This is a genomic window from Hahella sp. KA22 (assembly GCF_004135205.1).
Lineage (GTDB): Bacteria > Pseudomonadota > Gammaproteobacteria > Pseudomonadales > Oleiphilaceae > Hahella.
Map to the genome: position 1 here is coordinate 1,719,303 of NZ_CP035490.1, position 18,676 is coordinate 1,737,978.

Here is an 18,676-nt window from a genome sequence, read left to right on the forward strand (position 1 = left end):
TACTCCCCCTCGGATCAACATACGCCTGCATGCTGTTGATAGGGTGATGCGTCACGATTTACTCATGAGCCTTCCGCCAGTTTCTCCGGCGCATTGAGTTGCGAGCTGTAATTATTCCTGGATGACAACACGACCTTGCTGCGTCCGGCTTTCTGGAACAGGGTCAGGATATTGTGGTGATTGGCGTCATCGGAAAAACTGCGAATACTCGCATCTATACGGTGGAAATATTTAGGCGCGTTGTTCAGTTCAAACACCACCCGGGTTTCATGGTCGCCCAGATTGACGACGGTTGGCGTCAGCGTAATTTCGACCCCATCCACCTTGAGCTTGACCGTGTCCAGCAGGTAATTCGTTAGTTCCTTCTCCTGTTCCTCACGAGTGAAGCGCGCGCCGCTTTGCTCTGCCTGTAGCTGACTCAGCGTGGCGGAAACGCTGGCTTGCGCGAGGACAGCGTTCAGTCGCCAGACATTGTCCTCTCCGCGAGACAGATTGAAGAACGACATGAACGGGTAATGCGCGAAAGCGGACGGCGTTGATAGCGCCAGCCAGAACAACGTTAGAGCGAAAGTTTTGTATCTAACCATTGTCACTCCACGATCAACTGTTGTTTCGCCAACACGCCTTTCAGACAGCGGGGAATGTTCACGTCTTCCGCTGAGGAGGAATGATAGTGATACATGCCGGTCGGGTAATGGATGGTCGGGCCGAAATGGCCATTGCATTCATCCAGATTGGTTGGCGTGGCGCCGTTCATATCCAGATTGGTATAGATGGGGTAACCGTCCATGGCGTACGCCACCAGGTCGCCGGAACCTTTCGGATAGACCGCTTCGCAGCGAACTTCGCCAATATGGTGCTTGGCGTAAATCTCGTTGATGGTTTCCGGGAAAATATGGGAGTGGTAGAAGCCCTCGTTAATGTGTCCGCCACAGGCGTCCAGCGCAGGCATACTGCCAACGCCGGTGGGCGCGCCGGGAATGCCGTTGGCCACTGAGGGCGGCAAGCCATTGATAGGCATTCCGATCAGGGATAAGCCGACAATCTTGGAGGCGTCGTCCATGGGCGTGGATTCCTGGGCATGCCAGGAGAAAACCGGAATCATGTAGGAGAGTTGTAGTTCGTTGTCGGGTTCGACTTCGATGCAGTAAGACAAATCCGGGTCCAGGTTAGGTATTTCTCCGGTTTTGATCATGATGAAACGGATGTTGCCGTCGTCGTCCACGATATCGTAGCCGTCCGCCTCCATGTCCTCGAACAAGTCTCTTTTCAGAACCCGCAAACCGGGATTGGTTGCGCCGTCATAAGGATAAACGCCGCCAATATCATTGATGGTTTCCGGGCAATAAGGACCGTTTTCCACTGGGTTACTTTTGACTTTCAGCTTGTAGCACCAGGACTGATAGCCGTTATTCAGTTCACAGCGCTCCATGGAGATATCCTCCAGGAAATGCTCTTTATCGAAATAGGAAGGAATGAGCGCAGGAAAGAAATATCCCCTCCCGTATTGAATTTCCTGGGCCTGCGCCGCAGTTATCCAGACTCCCGTTATTGCAGCGGCGAGTCCGGCAGGGAGTGCGATAGAGCGAATGGAGATCGAGCGTATTTTCATATCAGTTCCCTTTTTGGCTGGTGAATAGTTCCTGTATGTGAGCGCTTGCTATATCTCAGTGGCGAGAAAAATCGCCATTCTTGTTTTACGATCTTGCTTTAACGAATTGATCGGATCGCGCCAGCCGCTTACGGCTAGCGGGGAAGAGTGAACGGTGTCGGCATAGTGGTTTCCTTCTTATGTTTGGCTTGGCGGTTCCTTTGCTCCCGATGCTGATTTGAGGCGCAGCGGCCCGTGGCGACAATCAGATTGATGATCGGGATAAGCGTATTATTTCGAAGGAGGAGGTTAACGACTGGTTAATTTACAGGCGGAAAATTGATGCAGGGAATGTTAGGAAATTAAAGAAGACTATCTAACGAAGAAAGCCTTGCCCCAGGATAAGCGGGTTAATCGCGGCGGTAGATCGCCAACTCTCTTTGGACGCGATCAGTATCCGAATCCGCCATCGGCTGGATCGCGCGCAGGCTCTCAATATAGTGGCGCGGCAGCTGCAGTGCTTCTGCGCCCCGCAGCACATGTTCCAGATACCAGTCGAAAGGGCGAAGGTTTACATCAGTGAGCGTGGCGACGTAAGTGAGCGCTTGCACAAGAGCGCCGCTTTCCGTCGTTATCCACAGGTCGGTGGGGTCATAACCCTTGCCTGCGCCTTCGGCGAGATCAAGGGCGTGTCGATCTTGCGCGTTAATCTTAAAGAGGCCGCCGTAGACGACGTCTTCATAGCTTCCGGTATGAAAAATATCGCACTTGGCGGTGCCGTCTTTTCCAACTTTATGAAAACGCAGCTGATAACCCGTTAACCGGCCCGTGCATAAAAATCGGGCGCTGGGCGTGCGGCCACGCAACCGGAGCAGGGACATGTTGGAGCCATAAGCGAAGTAGTCAAAGTGGGGGAGGGACGTCATATCAGAACTGGATAAACTTCTGAATCAGCATTGGCTCGTAACCAAACAGGGCGCTAAGGTGGTGCAGGTAGGCATGCTGGCCTTGTCCCTGCCAGACGCCGCTGATTTGCTGACGTATTTGCCCGTAACGCTCCAGCATGGCTGCGGTACCGTCGGACTGCATGGGGATATCCTCGCCAAAAGATTGAATCAACGCCAGCCAGTGGGCGCTGACGCCCATGATGAAATATGGCCAGGTTTTTTGCAGATGAGGCTCCCAGTTGGGATCGCTGGTGGCCTGCAGGTCGGACGTCAGGTCGCGGTAACCGCATTTAATGACCAACTGCTTGAGGTCACCGCTTTGCAGGAGCTGCGCGACGACTGGCGAATTTTCCAGGCCCTTGAAGACGCGACCGGCGGTGTTCGGGTCTGTGTAAAACAGCAGGCTGAACTGGTGACCGGCGGCGTCCGGCGCGGCGCGTCGATGAAAGCGCCATAACGGTAAAGCGCCCGCATGCTGCGCCAACACAGGTGCGACGACTTGATCCGCCAACAGTAAGTCCATGTTCCAATCGGGATCGCCGTTATCATCAAAAGGCATTTTGAAACAGGCGCGCCACCAGAATTGCTCCTGCGTCGGCGCAATAGGATGAACGCCGGGAGTCATTAAACCCGGTTTGCTTGGCGTGGGTTGATGGGCGCAGGCGGCTAGCCCGAGCAGGGTCAATAAAGCCGCCATGAGACGCAGGAACGACGCGGCCGTCCATCGCGCCAGGTTGAGCTCGCGCGTACCGGGCGAGGGCTGCGTCGGGGTGGTTGTCTGCATGGCGGACTCCTGTGGCTGGCTTAGGCGCCGTAGTTACTCAGCGCATCCCGTAGCGCGGCAATCAGATCGTCGCGAATTTCCTGCGGCTCCATCACTTTACATTCCGCGCCCAGATTCATCAGCCAGTTCCGCAACTGAATAGTGCGCCGCACCTTGGCTGTGAGAATATAAGAGCCGCTCTCGTCAGTAGACGGCTTGATTTTCTGGTCCACGGCGATGGGGTTTTCGCTCAGGTCGGATATCAGGTTGCTGTAAGGATTAGCCGGCGTGATGCGCAACTTCATGGAATAAACCGAGTTGTCCTCGGGATCGATGAACACGTCCATTTTGCCCGCCTCCAGATAGTCCCGCAGCCGGAACTTCTTTGGCACGCGGGAGCTGCGCTGATCCATGGTGATGCGATCGATCTTATGCAGCAGGAAGTGGCGATAGGCGCCAGGGGTGTCGATGTCCTCGTCCTTTTTCGCCACCAGATAGATTTTCGGCAGCAGGATCGCAACGCCAAAGGGATGAGCGCGATACTCTTTGCCGCGATAAGTGAACAACACCTGTTTGTTTTTCAGGATGGCGCGATAGATGGTGTCCAGATGCTCGATATCGAAATCCGCCGGTTGCAGACGCTGGCCGCGCTGATAGAACTCAACGGAATCGCGCAGACGGTTATACAACTGCGGAGATAAGGATTTCTCCGACTGTTCCAGGCGCTCTTCCGCCTGGGCGAAAAAGCGCTCCAGTTCGGATATGGTGTTGCGCGGCAGCAGGTTCGACAGGTGCTTCTTGGCCATGGCGAAGGCGATGGCCATGTACTGAGGCATCTTCTCGTAGTCATATTGCAGGGTGGAGTAGGGGTCGAGTTTCCATAGCAGGCTCTTGCCTACGCCCCTCACCACTTCCAGGCCGAACTCGTTGCCGGGCTCGTCGTCTTCGTCCTCCATTTCGTTTTTGCCGTACAGGAAATTCATGTCGCGCTGGATCAGGCGCTTCTGTGAATTTGGATCGCCGCCCTCTTCCATATAGTCCGCAGAAATCAGGTGGTTGATGATTTCTTCGGTGGATTTGGGCGTTCTGGCCGATTTCAGATAAGCCAGGATGGATAAGCGGCGTAGAAAAGTTCTCATCAGTTCCCCATAAAAACTTTGCGAAGACTAAAGAATACATTCTTTTGCGACATCAATGGTCGTTTTACTTCCTAATCTAACTCCTGTAGACGAAATAAACCATCTCGGGAGAAAGAAAAATGTATAGAGTCAATGCGTTTACCCAAAAAGGAGCCAAATTCCGCTTCCGTATCCAGAGCGAAAGCGTCGCCGACTTGCATGACATCCTGGATCGCATCTTCGAAGGTCGCAAAATGCGCCTGGTTGTCGTTGAACCGGTAGTATGACGAATGGCTCTCCCTCTCCGGGGCTGGCGCGTCGTCTGCAGTAGCCGCCTCCCCGGACATTTCCCGTTTCGCCCCAGGTAAGCGGCGACTCCATAGTAAAAACTCCCCTCCCGCCACTCAAGTTATTGATTACGCATTTGTAAGCGCGTGTAACTTTTCTTCGGCATTGAAAATTTTACTGTTATTCCGCAAGCTAGATCTGTACAATTAGCGACCATTTTTTATTCACTGCAAAGCAGCCCCCCTGATAGGTCCCGAATTAATGTCTTCAACTGATTCTGCAACCGCGCTGTCGAAAGATTTCGCTTCTCTTGGTTTATCTGATTCTCTTTTGTCCGCTCTAAAAGACGTGGGTTACGAGCAACCCTCACCGATCCAGGAGCAAAGTATTCCCCTGTTGCTGCAGGGCGAGAGCATTTTAGGGGTGGCGCAGACTGGTACCGGCAAGACAGCGGCTTTCGCTCTGCCGTTGTTGGAAAGACTTGATCCAAAGATCCAGTCTCCACAAATTATCGTGCTGGCTCCCACCCGGGAACTGGCCATCCAGGTGGCGGAAGCGTTCAAAAGCTATTCCCGTTATCTGCCTGACTTCACCGTACTGCCGATCTACGGCGGTCAGGATATGCGCGGACAATTGCGCTCTCTGAAGCGCGGCGTGCAAGTTATTGTCGGTACGCCTGGCCGTGTGTTGGACCATTTACAGCGCAAGAGCCTGGATTTGTCGCAAATTCGCGCAGTCGTGCTGGACGAAGCTGACGAAATGCTGCGTATGGGCTTCATCGACGATGTAGAGGAAATCCTCTCCAACGCGCCCGGCGCCTGCCAATACGCGCTGTTCTCTGCGACCATGCCTCCCGCTATCAAGCGCGTGGCGGAAAAATATCTGAAAGGGGCGAAAGAAGTTCGTATCGCCGCTAAGACTTCCACCGTTGAGCGCATCAGCCAGCACGTATTGATGGTTGATAACTCTCACAAACTGGACGCGCTGACCCGCGTACTGGAAGTTGAAAACTTCGAAGGCATGATTATTTTCGTGCGCACCAAGTCCGCCACCACGGAACTGGCTGAGAAGCTGCAGGCGCGCGGTTACGCGGCTGAAGCCTTGAATGGCGACCAGACTCAGAAGATTCGTGAGCAGACGATCGACCGCCTGAAGAAAGGCCGTCTGGACATCGTTGTCGCGACTGACGTTGCGGCCCGTGGTCTTGACGTAGAGCGTATCGGTCTGGTTCTGAACTACGACATTCCTTACGACACTGAAGCATACGTTCACCGTATTGGTCGTACCGGCCGCGCCGGGCGCGAAGGTAAAGCTATCCTGTTTGCTGCGCCGAAAGAGCGTCGCCTGCTGCGCGCAATTGAAATGGCCACCAAGCAACCGCTGACACCTTACGAAGCGCCTTCCGCTGAAAAAATCAGCGAGCAGCGCATCCAGCAGTTCCAGGAAAACCTGCACCGCACTCTGGACGGTCAGGATCTGGAGTCTATGAAAAAGGTGGTGCTGGATTTCTGTCAGGAAAATGAGTTGTCGCTGGAAGACGTCGCCGCAGCGCTGGCGTTCCGTCTGCAGGTGGAACAGCCTTTGTTCCCGATTCTGAAAGACCTGCCGAAGCTGGATAAAGACTTCCGTGGACGTGATCGGGACCGTGATGGTCGCGGCCGTAACCCGCGGGACCGCGATCGTCGTGGTCGTGAAGGCCGCGAAGGTCGTGATTCGCGTCGCGACGACGGCATACCGAGAGAACGCTATCGTATCGAAGTGGGTCGCTCCCATGACGTTAGCCCTGGCGATATCGTCGGCGCTATCGCCAACGAAGCGAATATTGAAAGCAAGTACATTGGCCACATCGCCATTTACGACAACTTCAGTACCGTTGAGCTGCCAGAAGGCATGCCGAAAGAAGTGCTTCAGCACCTGCAGAAAGTACGCATTCGTCAGCAGCTGATCAACATGAAGCCGGATGCCGGTAAGCCAGAGCGCAAGCCCCGCAGCGGTAGTGGTCGTGGCGGTCCTCGTCCTTCCTCTAAGCGTCCGCGCTCGTAAGACTTAGCCCGCTGATCTAACAGCGGCATTCAAACCAGTGGGATGGCTTCTCGCCACCCACTGGTTTTTGTTTTCTTCAGCAATACTCCCACACTTTTTTCCGCATTCCGCATTCCGCATTCCGCATTCCGCATTCCGCATTCCGCATTCCCGCAGCGCCTGCATCAATGACTCTTTAGAGCTTTCAGATCGTCATAACGCACATGCTTACGACGTTATTTGCCTCTAACTCGACGCAGAGATCGTCCTGTGTGTAGCCGCTGACGTATGAGATATAAAAAGAGGCAAGAGAGATATGAGTGGGTATGGGGTAAGTAAGTCGTACTGCGGAGTGATGGGCCAGGAGCGCGCCCGCCTGTATCTATTAATCAGGCAGACAAATAGCTTCCTTCTATTTGTCTGCAACGACAGGGCCTGCACATGTCAGGCCCTGTCTCCCGCGGCTTGTCGCCGCGCAGGCGCGTCCATGCGCCTGGTGATTAACATGCCAATATCATTGCCATGTTAATATAACGGAAGGGCGCTCTTACAATGGCATGGGTTTGTGGATGTGGTAGCCCTGTACGAAGTCCACGTCGAGGCTTTTCAGACGTTCCACCGTTTCTTCATTTTCCACGAATTCCGCCACTACATTCAGCCCCATGATATGGGCGACTTCTGTGATGGAGCGCACCATGGCCAGATCCACGGGGTCGCTGAGGATGTCGCGGACGAAGCTGCCGTCGATCTTCAGAGAGTTAACCGGCAGGCTCTTCAAATACGAATAAGAGGAAAAGCCGCTGCCAAAGTCATCCAGGGCGAATTTGATGCCTTTCGCGCGCATGTTCTGCACCAGGGCGGTGGTTTCCACCAGGCTGGAGATGGCGGAGCTTTCCGTAATTTCAAAGCAGACTTTATCCAGAGGAATGCTGTATTTGCTGAATGCGGACAGCAGAAAGTCGGCGAATTCCGAATCGTTGATGGTCTGGCTGCTCAGGTTGATGTTGACCTGACTGAGCCGTTCCAACTGTCCTGGGCGCGCATGCAGCCACTTAAAGTAGGCGTCAATCACCCAGCGATCCAAAGAGCGGATGATATTGTAGCGCTCGGCCGCCGGCAGGAAGGCGCCGGGAGGAAGAATGTCCGCACCTTGCTTCAGACGCACCAGAATTTCATAACGTTCTCCGCACAATTCCGGTTTCAGCGCGCCGATATTCTGTTTGTAGAGCACCAACTGATTCTGCTTGATCGCTTCCTGCAGTGCAGTGACCACCTGCATCTCGCTTTGACGGCGAATGATTTCCCCCGTCTTCTCGTTATGTACGATGATGCGGTTGCGGCCGGCGTCCTTGGCGGCGTAACAGGCGGTGTCGGCGAGGCTGAAAATTTCCTCGATGGAAGGCGTCGCCGCTGTAATCGGCACAATGCCGATGCTGACGCCGACGCTGAATACTTTTTCTTTCAGGGCGAAGCGGAATTCACTGACTTCATTACGTAAGCGATGGGCGATCTCTGACGCTTTTTCTATGCCGCAGCGCTCTAACAGGATGCCGAATTCATCTCCACCCAGGCGGGCGAGAGAGTCGCGCTCCCGCAGATGCTGACGAAACATAACGGCGATCTGGCGCAACAGCTCATCGCCGGCGGCGTGGCCGCTGGTGTCGTTGACGATCTTGAACTGGTCCAGATCCATGAACAGCAGCGCATGATGCAGCCCCTGTTCACGGGAGCGCACCAATGCGTTGTTGAGACGGTACTCAAACTCAGTACGGTTAAGCAGGCCGGTCAACGGGTCGTGACGGGCCAGATAGTGCAGCTGCTGCTCGTTTTCTTTTTTCTCGGTGATATCGACAATAGAGCCTTCCACAAAGCCGGGGCCGCCGGGCGTGATGATTTGACGGGCGAAGATGATGGCCCAGAACTGCTTGCCATCGAGACGTTGGCACCGGGCCTCGAATCCGAAAACATGGCCGTACTGCTTCAGCGACAGGAAGAACAAACGACGGGCGTCTTCCTGAAGAGGGATCATGCCAGTCAGGTCGCGTGTGTTGCTGACCAGCTCCTTCTCATTGCGCGCGCCCAGTAACTGTGCGAACGCCGGATTACATGCCATCAGGGCGCCTTTGGCGTCCAGACGGAACATCCCTTCCAAAGAGTTTTCATAGATGGTGCGATACTTTTCTAGGTTTTCCGTCGCCTGCAACTGCGCGAACTCGCGGGCTGATTTTTCGCCTTTCAGACGGTCCGCCAGGGCCAGACTGAGCGCCAGCACCATGCCGACGACGCCGAACTGCGTGGCGTGCCCGGTCAGACCGTTTAACGGCAACAGCCCGATTTTGCCCGCGCAGAACACCAGGGAAGCGAACACCAAAAAGGTGTAGGCCAGGGTGAAGTATCGGGCTGGACGGAAATTGGAGCGCAGCAGATACAATCCGGTGAAGTAGCCGAACATCGGCGTCACAGCGATGTTAAGCAGGGACAACTTGAGCATGGCGGCGCTGGAGGCGAATAACGCCAGCGCCGCGCACAGCAGACACCAGGCGGCGATATGCACGAATCCCTGCGCCATGGCCGGCAGACGCTCCGGCAACGACAGGAAACTACGGGTGAACAACGCCAACGCCGCAAGACAGAGGTTGATGAAAAACGCCAGACTCTTGTCGTTCCATACGGGGTTGTCCGGCCAGAAATACGCGTACGCCATCCCGCATAGCGTCGCCTCCGCCAGGGCGTAGCTGGCCAGTGCGGCGGTGAAATACAGATAGCCTTTGTCGCGCAGGAACAGGAATAGCATCAGATTGTACGCCGCCATGATGCCGATGATGCCCAGCAATGCGCCGGACAGGCTGGCTTCTTTGTGGTTGTAGGCGGTGAACTGAGACGGCTCCCACAGGCTCATGGGAACCTGGATGGAGGACGTAGCGTCGATCTTTAAAACCACCTCATAGTCAGTGTCTCCCGCCAGCTGCAGGGGGAAGACGAAATGCGGGTGATTGATCGGGCGCTCATGGAATGGCCTCTGATCGCCGCTGCTGATGGCGTATTCCGGTTGGGTTTCGCCGATTCGGAACAGGAATAGCTCAATGTTATCCAGCAGTGGATTGCCCAGGCTAAGAAACAGTTCGCGGCTGTCGCTGCTGCGATTCAGAAGTTTGAACGCGAACCAGTGTTCTTTACCGGTGAAGCCGAAGTTGATCTGCGACGCGGAGACGGTCGGCGCCGTGCGCAGAGCCTGTCGCGCCTGCTCCAGTGGCGATGAACCGACTTCTGTGGCGAGGTGATGAACCTGTGGAGTGGTCGGCGGAAACTCGCCAGCATATACAATTACGTCGTCGGCGCTCGCGTGTAACGAAATCAAGCAAAACAACGCCATAGCGACAACGGCTGACAGCGTGTTCGCAAAGCGTGGTTTAGGAAATATCTGAAAAATTATCGAGCGCTGGATCATACCTGGGGATACTGCAATGGAAGGCCACTAAAATAGGCGATGCAGCGCCCCGTTAAAAGCGGGAAACGTGAACAACTGTAATATTAAGCAGGCGCTACAGCCGATAGCCGCCGGACTCCAGTGTGGCGATCATTTCCTGTGTCAATAAACGGTATTCTCCGGCTTCCGGCGCCCATAGATAAACCTGATCCTCCGGCTCATTCAATTGATAGCCGGTTTTTTGCAGGTCCACCTTGCGGTATTTAAAGGTGCCGGTTTTGGCTATGGTCGGCGTGACGCGAATGAAGACCGGCATGGCGTAAGTCGGCAAGGCTTCCAGCATGGCCTGAGCCAGCCGCCGCATATCCGGACCGCGTTGTTTATCCTTCGCCACGATAGCCGCCATACCGGCTTTGCCGCTCATGTTGGGAATCTCCACGCCATAGACGACGGCTTCTTCCACATCGTCCAGCTTGTCCAGCACATTCTCCACTTCAGTCGTGGAGACGTTTTCGCCTTTCCAGCGAAAGGTGTCTCCCATGCGGTCCACGAACTGCAGATGACGCCAGCCTATTTCCCGTAAAACGTCGCCGGTATTGAACCAGGCGTCGCCTTTGCGGAAAGCGTTGCGGATGATGGCTTTCTCTGTTGCTTCCGGCTGGGAGTAACCTTCAAAGTTCCATTTGGGGGTGATTTTACCCAGCAGTAATCCCGGTTCGCCCTTGGCGACCTTTTGCAGTTTGCCTTTGCCGTTACGGACCGGCTCGCGGGAGCCTTCATGGAATTTCACCAAGGCGAAAGGCGCAGTGGAAAAGCCGACGGTATTGTCCAGATTCAAAAAGTTGGTGAAGCCGACATTGCCCTCGCTGGCGGCGTACAGCTCCGCAATCTGTTCAATGCCGAAGCGCTCTTTGAACTGGAGCCAGATGGAAGGGCGCAGACCATTGCCGATCATTTTTTTCAGTTTGTGATGGCGATCCTGGGGTCCCGGCGGCTGGGCGAGCAGATAGCGGCATAATTCGCCGACGTAGCCGAAACAAGTGGCGCCATATAAGCGCACATCGCTCCAGAATTCACTGGCGGAAAATTTGCGTCGGATAGCGAGGGCGGATGCGCCCGCCAGCGCCGCGCCCCAGCACACCAATAATCCGGTGCCGTGATACAAGGGCAGGGGGGCATAGACGACGTCTTTCTCCGTCAACGCCAGCGACATATGGCCAAAGCCGCCATACGCCTTGAACCATTTGCGATGGCTGCTGGGCGCGGCCTTGGGCAGGCCGGTGGTGCCGGAGGTGAACAGATAGACGGCAGTATCGCCGGCGAGGGGACGGTCCGTGACAATCGGATTGCCGTCGGGATGGTTTTTAATGACGGCGCCCAGATTGACGTATTCCTCCGGGGCTGTCGAATCCTCTTTGAGCGTATCCGCATCCGCGAGAAAGAGCATGCGTTGCGAGTCGGCGGGGACGTTCAGTAGCGGCGCAGCGGAAGCGATGGCTTCCAATTGCTCCTCGCCCACGACCACAAGTTTGGGATGAGTGAGGTTCAGGCAGTGGGCCAGCCCCTCTCCGCGCAGGGAAGTATTGATCATCGCTCCCGCCGCGCCCAGCTTTAGCGCCCCTGCCAGCGCCGCCAGCAATTCCGGTCGATTCTCCAGGTTCAGGGCAACCACGTCTCCACGCGCCACGCCGCGAGCGCGATAGTAATGGGCGAAGCGGTTGGCCCAGGCGTTGAAAGCTTCATAACTGATGCGCCGGTCGCGGTAGAGCACTGCGTCGCATTCGCCGTGGGTGTCCGCATTGCGTTCGATGATGTCGCCGATGGCCAGGGCTTTATCCGGCTTGAGCAGGGCGTAGTAGTAATAACCTTTGAGCAGGGAAGGCAGTTTTTGGGCGACAAAGGGCAGCTGACGGGCCAGATCTCGCGTGGATATGCGGCCTTCCTGCGGCATAGTTCGGTCCTCTTATTTTCCTGTTTGCCTGTATATCAATAGTTAGCGGGTTTGGCGCCGCCTTTCAATGTTAGTCAATAAGCCCGGTTAGTCGACAGTCTCTGCTAGTCGATAAACAGATCGGTCATCAACGCCTGACCGGCTCCGGGATTGTAGGTGTAACCGGAAAAGTCCGTCACTCCTGTGTCGCGCAGCACCTGCTCGTCAATGAGCCACTCGCCGCTGCGGCGCTGTTCTCTGTCAGTCAGTATGGCGTAGGCGGCGTCCGCCATGATCTCAGGGCTGCGCGCCCGGTCCAGCGCCTGTTTGCCGCCGGCTTCGAATTCCACCGCGGCGGTGGCGATCAGGGTTTGCGGCCACAGGGAATTCACTGCGATGTTATAGCGACGGAATTCCTGCGCCATGCCCAGGGTCAACATGGACATGGCGTATTTGGTCAGCGTATAGGGCGAGTACTGAGCGAACCACTTGGGATTAAGATTGACCGGAGGCGACAGATTGAGGATATGCCCCAGCCCGGATTTTTTCAGCCAGGGCAGGGCGGCCTGGGCGGTCGCCATGACGGCGCGGGTATTGACCTGATGCATCAAGTCGAAACGCTTCATGGGCGTATGTTCCACCCCGGACAACTTAATAGCGCCTGCATTGTTGATGACGGCGTCCACGCTTCCGAACTCAGCGGCGGCGCGCTCCACCATCGCTATTACTGCGTTGTCGTCACGCACGTCCAGTTGTATGGGGAGCGCTTTGCCGCCAGCCTGCTCTACTTCCTCCGCCACACTGTAAATGGTGCCGGGCAGTTTAGGGTGAGGTTCGGCGGATTTCGCCGCGAGGACAATATTGGCGCCGTCCCGGGCGAAGCGTAACGCGATAGCGCGGCCGATACCGCGGGAAGCGCCGGTGATAATGATGGTTTTATTATGTAGAGGCGACATGAGCCTGTCCTTGTTTGTTGTTTTTATTGACGGTTTATTCTGCGCTGAGGGCGACCAGCAGCTCCCGGATTCTGACCTGATCGCCGATTTTCACCCTGACGTCCGCGACTACGCCTGTGATATCCGCTTTTAACGGATGCTCCATTTTCATGGCTTCCAGCACCACCAGCGTGGCGCCTTTTTCCACCCGTTGTCCCGGCTCGATCAATACATCCACGATACGGCCGTCCATGGAGGCGCGGATGCTGCCGTCGCCTGTCGCGTCGCCGGCTTCCGCTGGCGCATGGGTTAGATCTTCAAAGTTATAAACAACGCCATCGAGATGCAAAGATAGCCGGTTTTCCTGATGTAGATAGCGAACCCGGCGGCGTAGTCCGTCACATTCGAACAGGGCCTGTTCGGACTCAATAAGCTGCAGTCCCAGGGTGAGGGCGTAGTCGTTCAGATTGACCTGAAAAGCTCCGTTTTCCTGCATCTCCAGCGCCAGCTCCCAAATGTCGTCGCCGTTGCGCAGTTCGTAAGGCCAGGATGAATAGCCAGCGCTGCGCCAATGGCGGTAAGGCTGGCCCAGCTCGGTCTGATGGTGAAAAAGCAGCACCGCGAGGGCGACGATCATGTCGGGTGGTTTTTGGGGCGACAGCGAGGGATCGTCCTTGAACTCATTGGCGAGAAAGCCGGTATTGGCTTCGCCTCGTTGAAAAGTGGGGTGCTTGAGTATATTGGCCAGGAAACGCTGGTTGCCGGTGACGCCGAACAGCAGGCTGTCTTCCACCGCGCGTTGCAGACGACGGCGCGCCTGTTCGCGGTCGGCGCCCCAGGCGATGATTTTCGCCAGCATGGGGTCATAGTGGGGCGTGATGGTTTGACCTTCCTGCACGCCATCGTCGATGCGCACGCCTTCGCTCAATGCGGGTCGCCAACGGTGAATACGGCCGGTTTGCGGCAGGAAATTCTGCTGTGGGTCTTCCGCATACAGACGCACTTCCATGGCGTGGCCCTGGATGCGCACTTGATCCTGGGTGACCGGTAAGGGCGCGCCGGCGGCCACCTGAATCTGCCACGCCACCAGATCGAAGCCGGTGACCATTTCCGTGACCGGATGTTCCACCTGCAGGCGCGTGTTCATTTCCAGAAAATAAAAGCGCTTGTCCTGGTCCACCAGAAACTCTACGGTGCCAGCCCCGACATAGCCGCAGGACAGGGCCGCTTTCACCGCCGCTGCGCCCATGCGTTCGCGCAGGTCCGCATCGACGAAGGGCGAGGGCGCTTCCTCCACCACTTTCTGATGTCGGCGCTGCACGGAGCAGTCCCGCTCCCCCAGATACAGCGCGGCGCCCTGCGTATCCGCAAACACCTGGATTTCAATGTGACGGGGTTGCAGCAGAGCTTTTTCCAGAATCAGTTCGTCGCTGCCGAAAGCGTTGAGGGCTTCCGAGCGTGCGGTTTTTATCTGGGCGGGTAACTCCGCTTCGCTCTGCGCCAGACGCATGCCGCGTCCGCCGCCGCCAGCGGAAGCCTTGATCATGACCGGGAAGCCGATGCGTCGCGCCTCTTCGATGAAGGTTGCGTCGCTTTGATCTTCGCCTTCGTAGCCGGGAATACAGGGCACGTCTGCTTCCTGCATGGCGAGTTTTGACAGGCGCTTGCTGCCCATCAGGGCGATGGCGTCGGCGGGAGGGCCGATAAAGGTTACGCCTGCGTCAGCGCACTTTTCCGCAAAGCGGGCGTTCTCTGAGAGAAAACCGTAGCCAGGATGCACCGCGTCAGCGCCGCTCAGTCGACAGGCGGCGAGGATTTTACCGGCGTCCAGATAGGACTCCGCCACCGGCGCAGCGCCCAGTCGCACGGCTTCATCCGCCAGTAATGCATGGGGAGCGTCGCGGTCAGCGTCGCTGTACACGGCGACAGTGCGAAAGCCGAGATCGCGGGCGGTGCGGATCACCCGGCAGGCGATTTCGCCCCGGTTGGCGACCAGTATTTTGGTGATCATTGCGCCCACTCCGGGTTACGTTTCTGCATGAACGCCTGCGCGCCCTCTCTGCCTTCCGGGCCTTGAATGGCGCGGGAGAAGTCGGCGGCGGCGCGATCCAGCAGCGTTTCCAGGTCGTCGCCCTCCACATCCAGCAACAACCGTTTGGTGACGGCGCTGGCCTGGGGGGCGCAGCGTTTGATTTGCGCCAGGATCGTCGCCAGCTTTTCCGCCAGATCATTGGCGTTTGTGACGCACTCATGAGCGATGCCGAGGCGCGTCGCTTCTTCGCCGTCGCAGCGCACGCCCAGCAGCGCCAGACGGCGGGCTTGGGTGAGGCCAATACGGCGCGCCACAAAAGGCGCTATTTGCGCGGGGGGAATGCCCAGTCCCGTTTCCGGCAGGCCAAAGCGGGCGTTGTTCAGGGTGATGGCGACGTCGCTGACGCAGGCCAGTCCAAAGCCGCCGCCCAGCACGGCGCCTTCCAAGATAGCGACGACGGTTTGCGGGGCCTGATTGACGCGAGTGATCATCCGTCCGAACTCCCGGTTCAACGCCTGAAACGGGTCATCGTCTCCAGATTCCGCCGCTGCGCGGGCGTTGGCCATGTCGGCGATATCGCCTCCGGCGCAGAAATGGCCATCGGCGCCGCGCAGGACGATTGCGCGAATGTGTGGATCTGTGTCGGCATAGTCGAACAGCGCCACGATCTCGCGCACCATTTGCAAGCTCATGGCGTTACGCACTTGCGGGCGATTCAGGGTGATATGCAGCGCGTGATCGCGGCGCTCGGCCAGCAGGGTTTCGGTGACGGGCGGATTCATGATTTATTCTCCTGTGGAACTGGCGCTGCGTTTGCCCGGCAGCGTTCCCATCAGCTTGCAGATGATGCCAAGCATGATTTCATCAGCGCCTCCCCCAATGGACACCAGACGCACGTCGCGGAACGCCCGCGATACCGGGTTGTCCCACATGTAGCCCATGCCGCCCCAGTATTGCAGGCAGCTGTCGGTGACTTCGCGACCGAGCCTGCCCGCTTTGAGCTTCGCCATGGAGGCCAGTTGGGTGACGTCTTTGCCCTGGATATACAGCTCGCAGGCTTGGTAGGTCAGGGCGCGCAGGGCTTCGATTTCTGTTTGCAGCTCCGCCATGCGGAAGTGAATGTATTGATTGTCGATCAATGGCTGGCCGAAGGTTTTGCGCTCCCGGCAGTAAGCAATGGTTTGATTGACGCAGGCTTCCAGCGCCTTGATAGTGTTGGCGGCGCCCCACATGCGCTCTTCCTGGAACTGCACCATCTGCATCATGAATCCCATGCCCTCGGCGCCGATGCGGTAACGCTGAGGAATGCGCACATCATCGAAAAACACCTGGGCGGTTTCCGAGGAGCGCATGCCGAGCTTGTCCAGATGCGGCGCCACGTCTATGCCCGGCAGGTTCATAGGGACGATCATCAGGGTTTTGTTCTTGTGCGGCTTGTCGTCGCTGGTGTTGGCCAGTAAGCATATGAAATCCGCCTGCGGCGAGTTGGTGATCCACATTTTGGAGCCGTTGATCACATAGTCGTCGCCGTCTTTGCGGGCGTTGGTCTTCAGCCCGGCGACATCGGAGCCGGCGGAGGTTTCGCTCACGCCGATGCAGCCGATCATCTCGCCGCGAATGGCGGGAGTAAGAAACTCCGTTTTCAGCTCATGGGAACCGAAGCGGGCGATGGCGGGGGTGCACATGTCGGTCTGTACGCCGATGGAAAGAGGTACGCCGCCGGCGCCGCAAGCGCCCAGTTCTTCCGCTGCGACCAAGTTATAGCTGTAGTCGAGTCCCAGGCCGCCATACTCCTCCGGCTTGTGGATGCCAAGCAGGCCAAGCTCGCCAAGCTTTTTGAAGATTTCCCGCATGGGATAGGCGCCGGCTTTCTCCCATTCATTGATGTGCGGATTGATTTCGTTCTGCACGAAATTGCGTACGGTGCGTCGTAATTCGCTGTGTTCCTGAGTGAATATCATTGTTATTTTTCCTCTGTGTAAACCTGCCTCGCCGCGCCTGCGTCAGAAGCGCGCCACGCCGAAAGTGTTGGAACGCAAAGGCCTGCGCTCCGCCTCGTAACATACGTCCAGCAACAGCGCCAGTACGCGTCGGGTGTCGCGGGGATCGATCAGCCCGTCATCCCATAAACGCGCGGTTCCGTAGAGGGCGCTGGAGCCTTGTTCAATTTTTTCCGCCGCGGTTTTCTCAATGGCGTCGAGGATCTTCGGGTCCGGCGTCAGGCCCAGTTTGGCCTGCTTTTCTTCCGTGACGATGCGCAACACTTTGCCCGCCTGGGCGCCGCCCATGACGGCGGTGCGACTGTTGGGCCAGGAAAAGATGAATCTGGGGTCCAGGCCTCGGCCGCACATGGCGTAGTTACCGGCGCCATAAGAGCCGCCGACCACCATGGTGAGGCGGGGGACCTTGGCGTTGGCCACCGCTTGCAGCATCTTGGAGCCGTGTTTGATGACGCCGTTCTGCTCCGCATCCGTGCCGACCATAAACCCGGTGGTGTTATGGAAGAACAGGATCGCCGTATTGCTTTGTTCGCAGAGCTGGATGAACTGCGCGGCCTTGGCGGCGCCTTTGGGCGTGATCGGGCCGTTGTTGCCGATGACGCCGCAGGCCATACCCTGGATGTGGAGGAAGCCGCATACGGTTTGATTATCGTAGAGCGGCTTGAAGTCCAGATACTCTGAGCCGTCCGCAATACGGGCGACAATTTCACGCACGTCATAGGGTTTGCGGGCGTCGGCGGGAACCACGCCTAGTAGTTCTTCCGCCGGGTATAGCGGTTCCTTCCAAGTGCGCGTGGGCGTTGGAGTTAGCTGTTCGTTCCAGGGGATGTGTTTCAGGATGTCCCGCGCCAGGCGTACGCCGTCAGCATCGTCTTCCGCCAGAAACTCCGCGGTTCCGGCGATGGCGGCGTGCATTTCCGCGCCGCCCAATGTTTCGTCGTCGGCGATCTCACCGGTGGCGGCTTTCAGCAGCGGCGGACCGGCGAGAAACATTTTGGCTTTGTTCTTTACTGCGATCACATAATCGGAAAGACCGGGCTGGTAGGCGCCGCCCGCCGTGGCGTTGCCATGCACCACCGTGACCTGGGGCAGACCGGCGGCGGAAAGGCGGCACTGATTGGCGAAGCCTCGCGCGCCCTGCACGAAAATATCCGTTGCGTAATTGAGGTTGGCGCCGGCGGATTCCGCCAGCGTGATCACCGGCAGCTTGTTCTCCATGGCGATCTGCTGTACGCGCAAGGTTTTTTCCAGTCCGGCGGGAGAAATCGCCCCGCCTTTGACGGCGCTGTTGCTGACGATGATCAGGCAGCGCACGCCTTGCACATAACCGATGCCGACGATGGAGCCGCCGCCGGCGTAGGAGCCGTCTTTGTCGTCATGCATCCTGTAGCCGGCGAGGGAGCACAGTTCCAGAAAAGGCGCGCCGCGATCAAGCAATAGATTCAGGCGCTCTCCGGGCAATAGCTTGCCTTTTTTATGAAACTTCTCGCGGGCCTCCAGGGCTTTCTCGCGCACTTTGCTTTCTATGCTGCGGAAGGATTCGATCGCCGTCATCATAGCGCTGCGGTTGGCGGCGAATTCTTCGGAATGAATGTCAATTTGAGAGGTGAGCTTCGGCATGGC

General features: G+C 57.1%; 14 protein-coding genes. 2 read left to right on the forward strand and 12 right to left on the reverse strand.

Annotated features, from left to right (window positions below):
* Positions 1–62: 62 nt before the first annotated feature.
* From EUZ85_RS07655 to EUZ85_RS07675, 5 genes are all read right to left on the reverse strand, one after another.
* Positions 63–587 carry a hypothetical protein gene (locus EUZ85_RS07655; RefSeq protein WP_127968737.1) on the reverse strand — a complete coding sequence of 175 codons (525 nt, stop codon included), beginning with the start codon at positions 585–587 and terminating at the stop codon, positions 63–65.
* Positions 588–589: 2 nt separating this feature from the next.
* The gene (locus tag EUZ85_RS07660; protein WP_127968738.1) at positions 590–1,612 is read right to left on the reverse strand and encodes a YHYH protein; all 1,023 of its coding nucleotides are present in this window, start codon (positions 1,610–1,612) and stop codon (positions 590–592) included.
* Positions 1,613–2,001: 389 nt separating this feature from the next.
* A complete protein-coding gene (locus tag EUZ85_RS07665) occupies positions 2,002–2,517 on the reverse strand; it encodes a gamma-glutamylcyclotransferase family protein (protein ID WP_127968739.1) in 516 nt (171 codons plus the stop codon).
* A 1-nt stretch (position 2,518) separates the two neighbouring features.
* The gene (locus tag EUZ85_RS07670; protein WP_127968740.1) at positions 2,519–3,322 is read right to left on the reverse strand and encodes a hypothetical protein; all 804 of its coding nucleotides are present in this window, start codon (positions 3,320–3,322) and stop codon (positions 2,519–2,521) included.
* Positions 3,323–3,342: 20 nt separating this feature from the next.
* Positions 3,343–4,440, reverse strand: coding sequence for a YafY family protein (locus tag EUZ85_RS07675; RefSeq protein ID WP_127968741.1), 1,098 nt, complete (start codon positions 4,438–4,440; stop codon positions 3,343–3,345).
* Between the two features lie 119 nt (positions 4,441–4,559).
* Here EUZ85_RS07675 and EUZ85_RS31105 point away from each other — a divergent pair, with 119 nt between their 5' ends.
* Both EUZ85_RS31105 and EUZ85_RS07680 read left to right on the forward strand, forming a co-directional pair.
* A complete protein-coding gene (locus EUZ85_RS31105) occupies positions 4,560–4,706 on the forward strand; it encodes a hypothetical protein (RefSeq protein WP_158304996.1) in 147 nt (48 codons plus the stop codon).
* A gap of 262 nt (positions 4,707–4,968) precedes the next feature.
* Positions 4,969–6,750: a DEAD/DEAH box helicase gene (locus EUZ85_RS07680; RefSeq protein ID WP_127968742.1), complete on the forward strand. Its 1,782-nt coding sequence runs from the start codon at positions 4,969–4,971 to the stop codon at positions 6,748–6,750.
* Positions 6,751–7,276: 526 nt separating this feature from the next.
* Here EUZ85_RS07680 and EUZ85_RS07690 read toward each other — a convergent pair.
* The 7 genes from EUZ85_RS07690 to EUZ85_RS07720 form a co-directional block, all read right to left on the reverse strand.
* Positions 7,277–10,087 carry an EAL domain-containing protein gene (locus tag EUZ85_RS07690; protein WP_241566984.1) on the reverse strand — a complete coding sequence of 937 codons (2,811 nt, stop codon included), beginning with the start codon at positions 10,085–10,087 and terminating at the stop codon, positions 7,277–7,279.
* 184 nt (positions 10,088–10,271) lie between these two features.
* Positions 10,272–12,107 carry a long-chain-acyl-CoA synthetase gene (locus EUZ85_RS07695; protein WP_127968745.1) on the reverse strand — a complete coding sequence of 612 codons (1,836 nt, stop codon included), beginning with the start codon at positions 12,105–12,107 and terminating at the stop codon, positions 10,272–10,274.
* A gap of 104 nt (positions 12,108–12,211) precedes the next feature.
* Positions 12,212–13,042: an NAD(P)-dependent oxidoreductase gene (locus tag EUZ85_RS07700; RefSeq protein WP_127968746.1), complete on the reverse strand. Its 831-nt coding sequence runs from the start codon at positions 13,040–13,042 to the stop codon at positions 12,212–12,214.
* Positions 13,043–13,076: 34 nt separating this feature from the next.
* Positions 13,077–15,032 carry an acetyl/propionyl/methylcrotonyl-CoA carboxylase subunit alpha gene (locus EUZ85_RS07705; protein WP_127968747.1) on the reverse strand — a complete coding sequence of 652 codons (1,956 nt, stop codon included), beginning with the start codon at positions 15,030–15,032 and terminating at the stop codon, positions 13,077–13,079.
* Positions 15,029–15,835 carry an enoyl-CoA hydratase/isomerase family protein gene (locus EUZ85_RS07710; protein ID WP_127968748.1) on the reverse strand — a complete coding sequence of 269 codons (807 nt, stop codon included), beginning with the start codon at positions 15,833–15,835 and terminating at the stop codon, positions 15,029–15,031. The genes EUZ85_RS07705 and EUZ85_RS07710 overlap by 4 nt, the downstream gene beginning before the upstream one ends.
* A gap of 3 nt (positions 15,836–15,838) precedes the next feature.
* Complete coding sequence (locus tag EUZ85_RS07715) at positions 15,839–17,014, reverse strand: acyl-CoA dehydrogenase family protein (RefSeq protein WP_127968749.1); 1,176 nt, start codon at positions 17,012–17,014, stop codon at positions 15,839–15,841.
* Positions 17,015–17,056: 42 nt separating this feature from the next.
* A complete protein-coding gene (locus tag EUZ85_RS07720; protein WP_127968750.1) occupies positions 17,057–18,673 on the reverse strand; it encodes an acyl-CoA carboxylase subunit beta in 1,617 nt (538 codons plus the stop codon).
* Positions 18,674–18,676: the final 3 nt, after the last annotated feature.

What these genes read in the sequence shown, in the direction of transcription:
- EUZ85_RS07655 (WP_127968737.1), bottom strand. Translation starts at nt 587, where the DNA reads ATGGTTAGATACAAAACTTTCGCTCTAACGTTGTTCTGGCTGGCGCTA.
- EUZ85_RS07660 (WP_127968738.1), bottom strand. Translation starts at nt 1,612, where the DNA reads ATGAAAATACGCTCGATCTCCATTCGCTCTATCGCACTCCCTGCCGGA.
- EUZ85_RS07665 (WP_127968739.1), bottom strand. Translation starts at nt 2,517, where the DNA reads ATGACGTCCCTCCCCCACTTTGACTACTTCGCTTATGGCTCCAACATG.
- EUZ85_RS07670 (WP_127968740.1), bottom strand. Translation starts at nt 3,322, where the DNA reads ATGCAGACAACCACCCCGACGCAGCCCTCGCCCGGTACGCGCGAGCTC.
- EUZ85_RS07675 (WP_127968741.1), bottom strand. Translation starts at nt 4,440, where the DNA reads ATGAGAACTTTTCTACGCCGCTTATCCATCCTGGCTTATCTGAAATCG.
- EUZ85_RS31105 (WP_158304996.1), top strand. Translation starts at nt 4,560, where the DNA reads ATGTATAGAGTCAATGCGTTTACCCAAAAAGGAGCCAAATTCCGCTTC.
- EUZ85_RS07680 (WP_127968742.1), top strand. Translation starts at nt 4,969, where the DNA reads ATGTCTTCAACTGATTCTGCAACCGCGCTGTCGAAAGATTTCGCTTCT.
- EUZ85_RS07695 (WP_127968745.1), bottom strand. Translation starts at nt 12,107, where the DNA reads ATGCCGCAGGAAGGCCGCATATCCACGCGAGATCTGGCCCGTCAGCTG.
- EUZ85_RS07700 (WP_127968746.1), bottom strand. Translation starts at nt 13,042, where the DNA reads ATGTCGCCTCTACATAATAAAACCATCATTATCACCGGCGCTTCCCGC.
- EUZ85_RS07705 (WP_127968747.1), bottom strand. Translation starts at nt 15,032, where the DNA reads ATGATCACCAAAATACTGGTCGCCAACCGGGGCGAAATCGCCTGCCGG.
- EUZ85_RS07710 (WP_127968748.1), bottom strand. Translation starts at nt 15,835, where the DNA reads ATGAATCCGCCCGTCACCGAAACCCTGCTGGCCGAGCGCCGCGATCAC.
- EUZ85_RS07715 (WP_127968749.1), bottom strand. Translation starts at nt 17,014, where the DNA reads ATGATATTCACTCAGGAACACAGCGAATTACGACGCACCGTACGCAAT.
- EUZ85_RS07720 (WP_127968750.1), bottom strand. Translation starts at nt 18,673, where the DNA reads ATGCCGAAGCTCACCTCTCAAATTGACATTCATTCCGAAGAATTCGCC.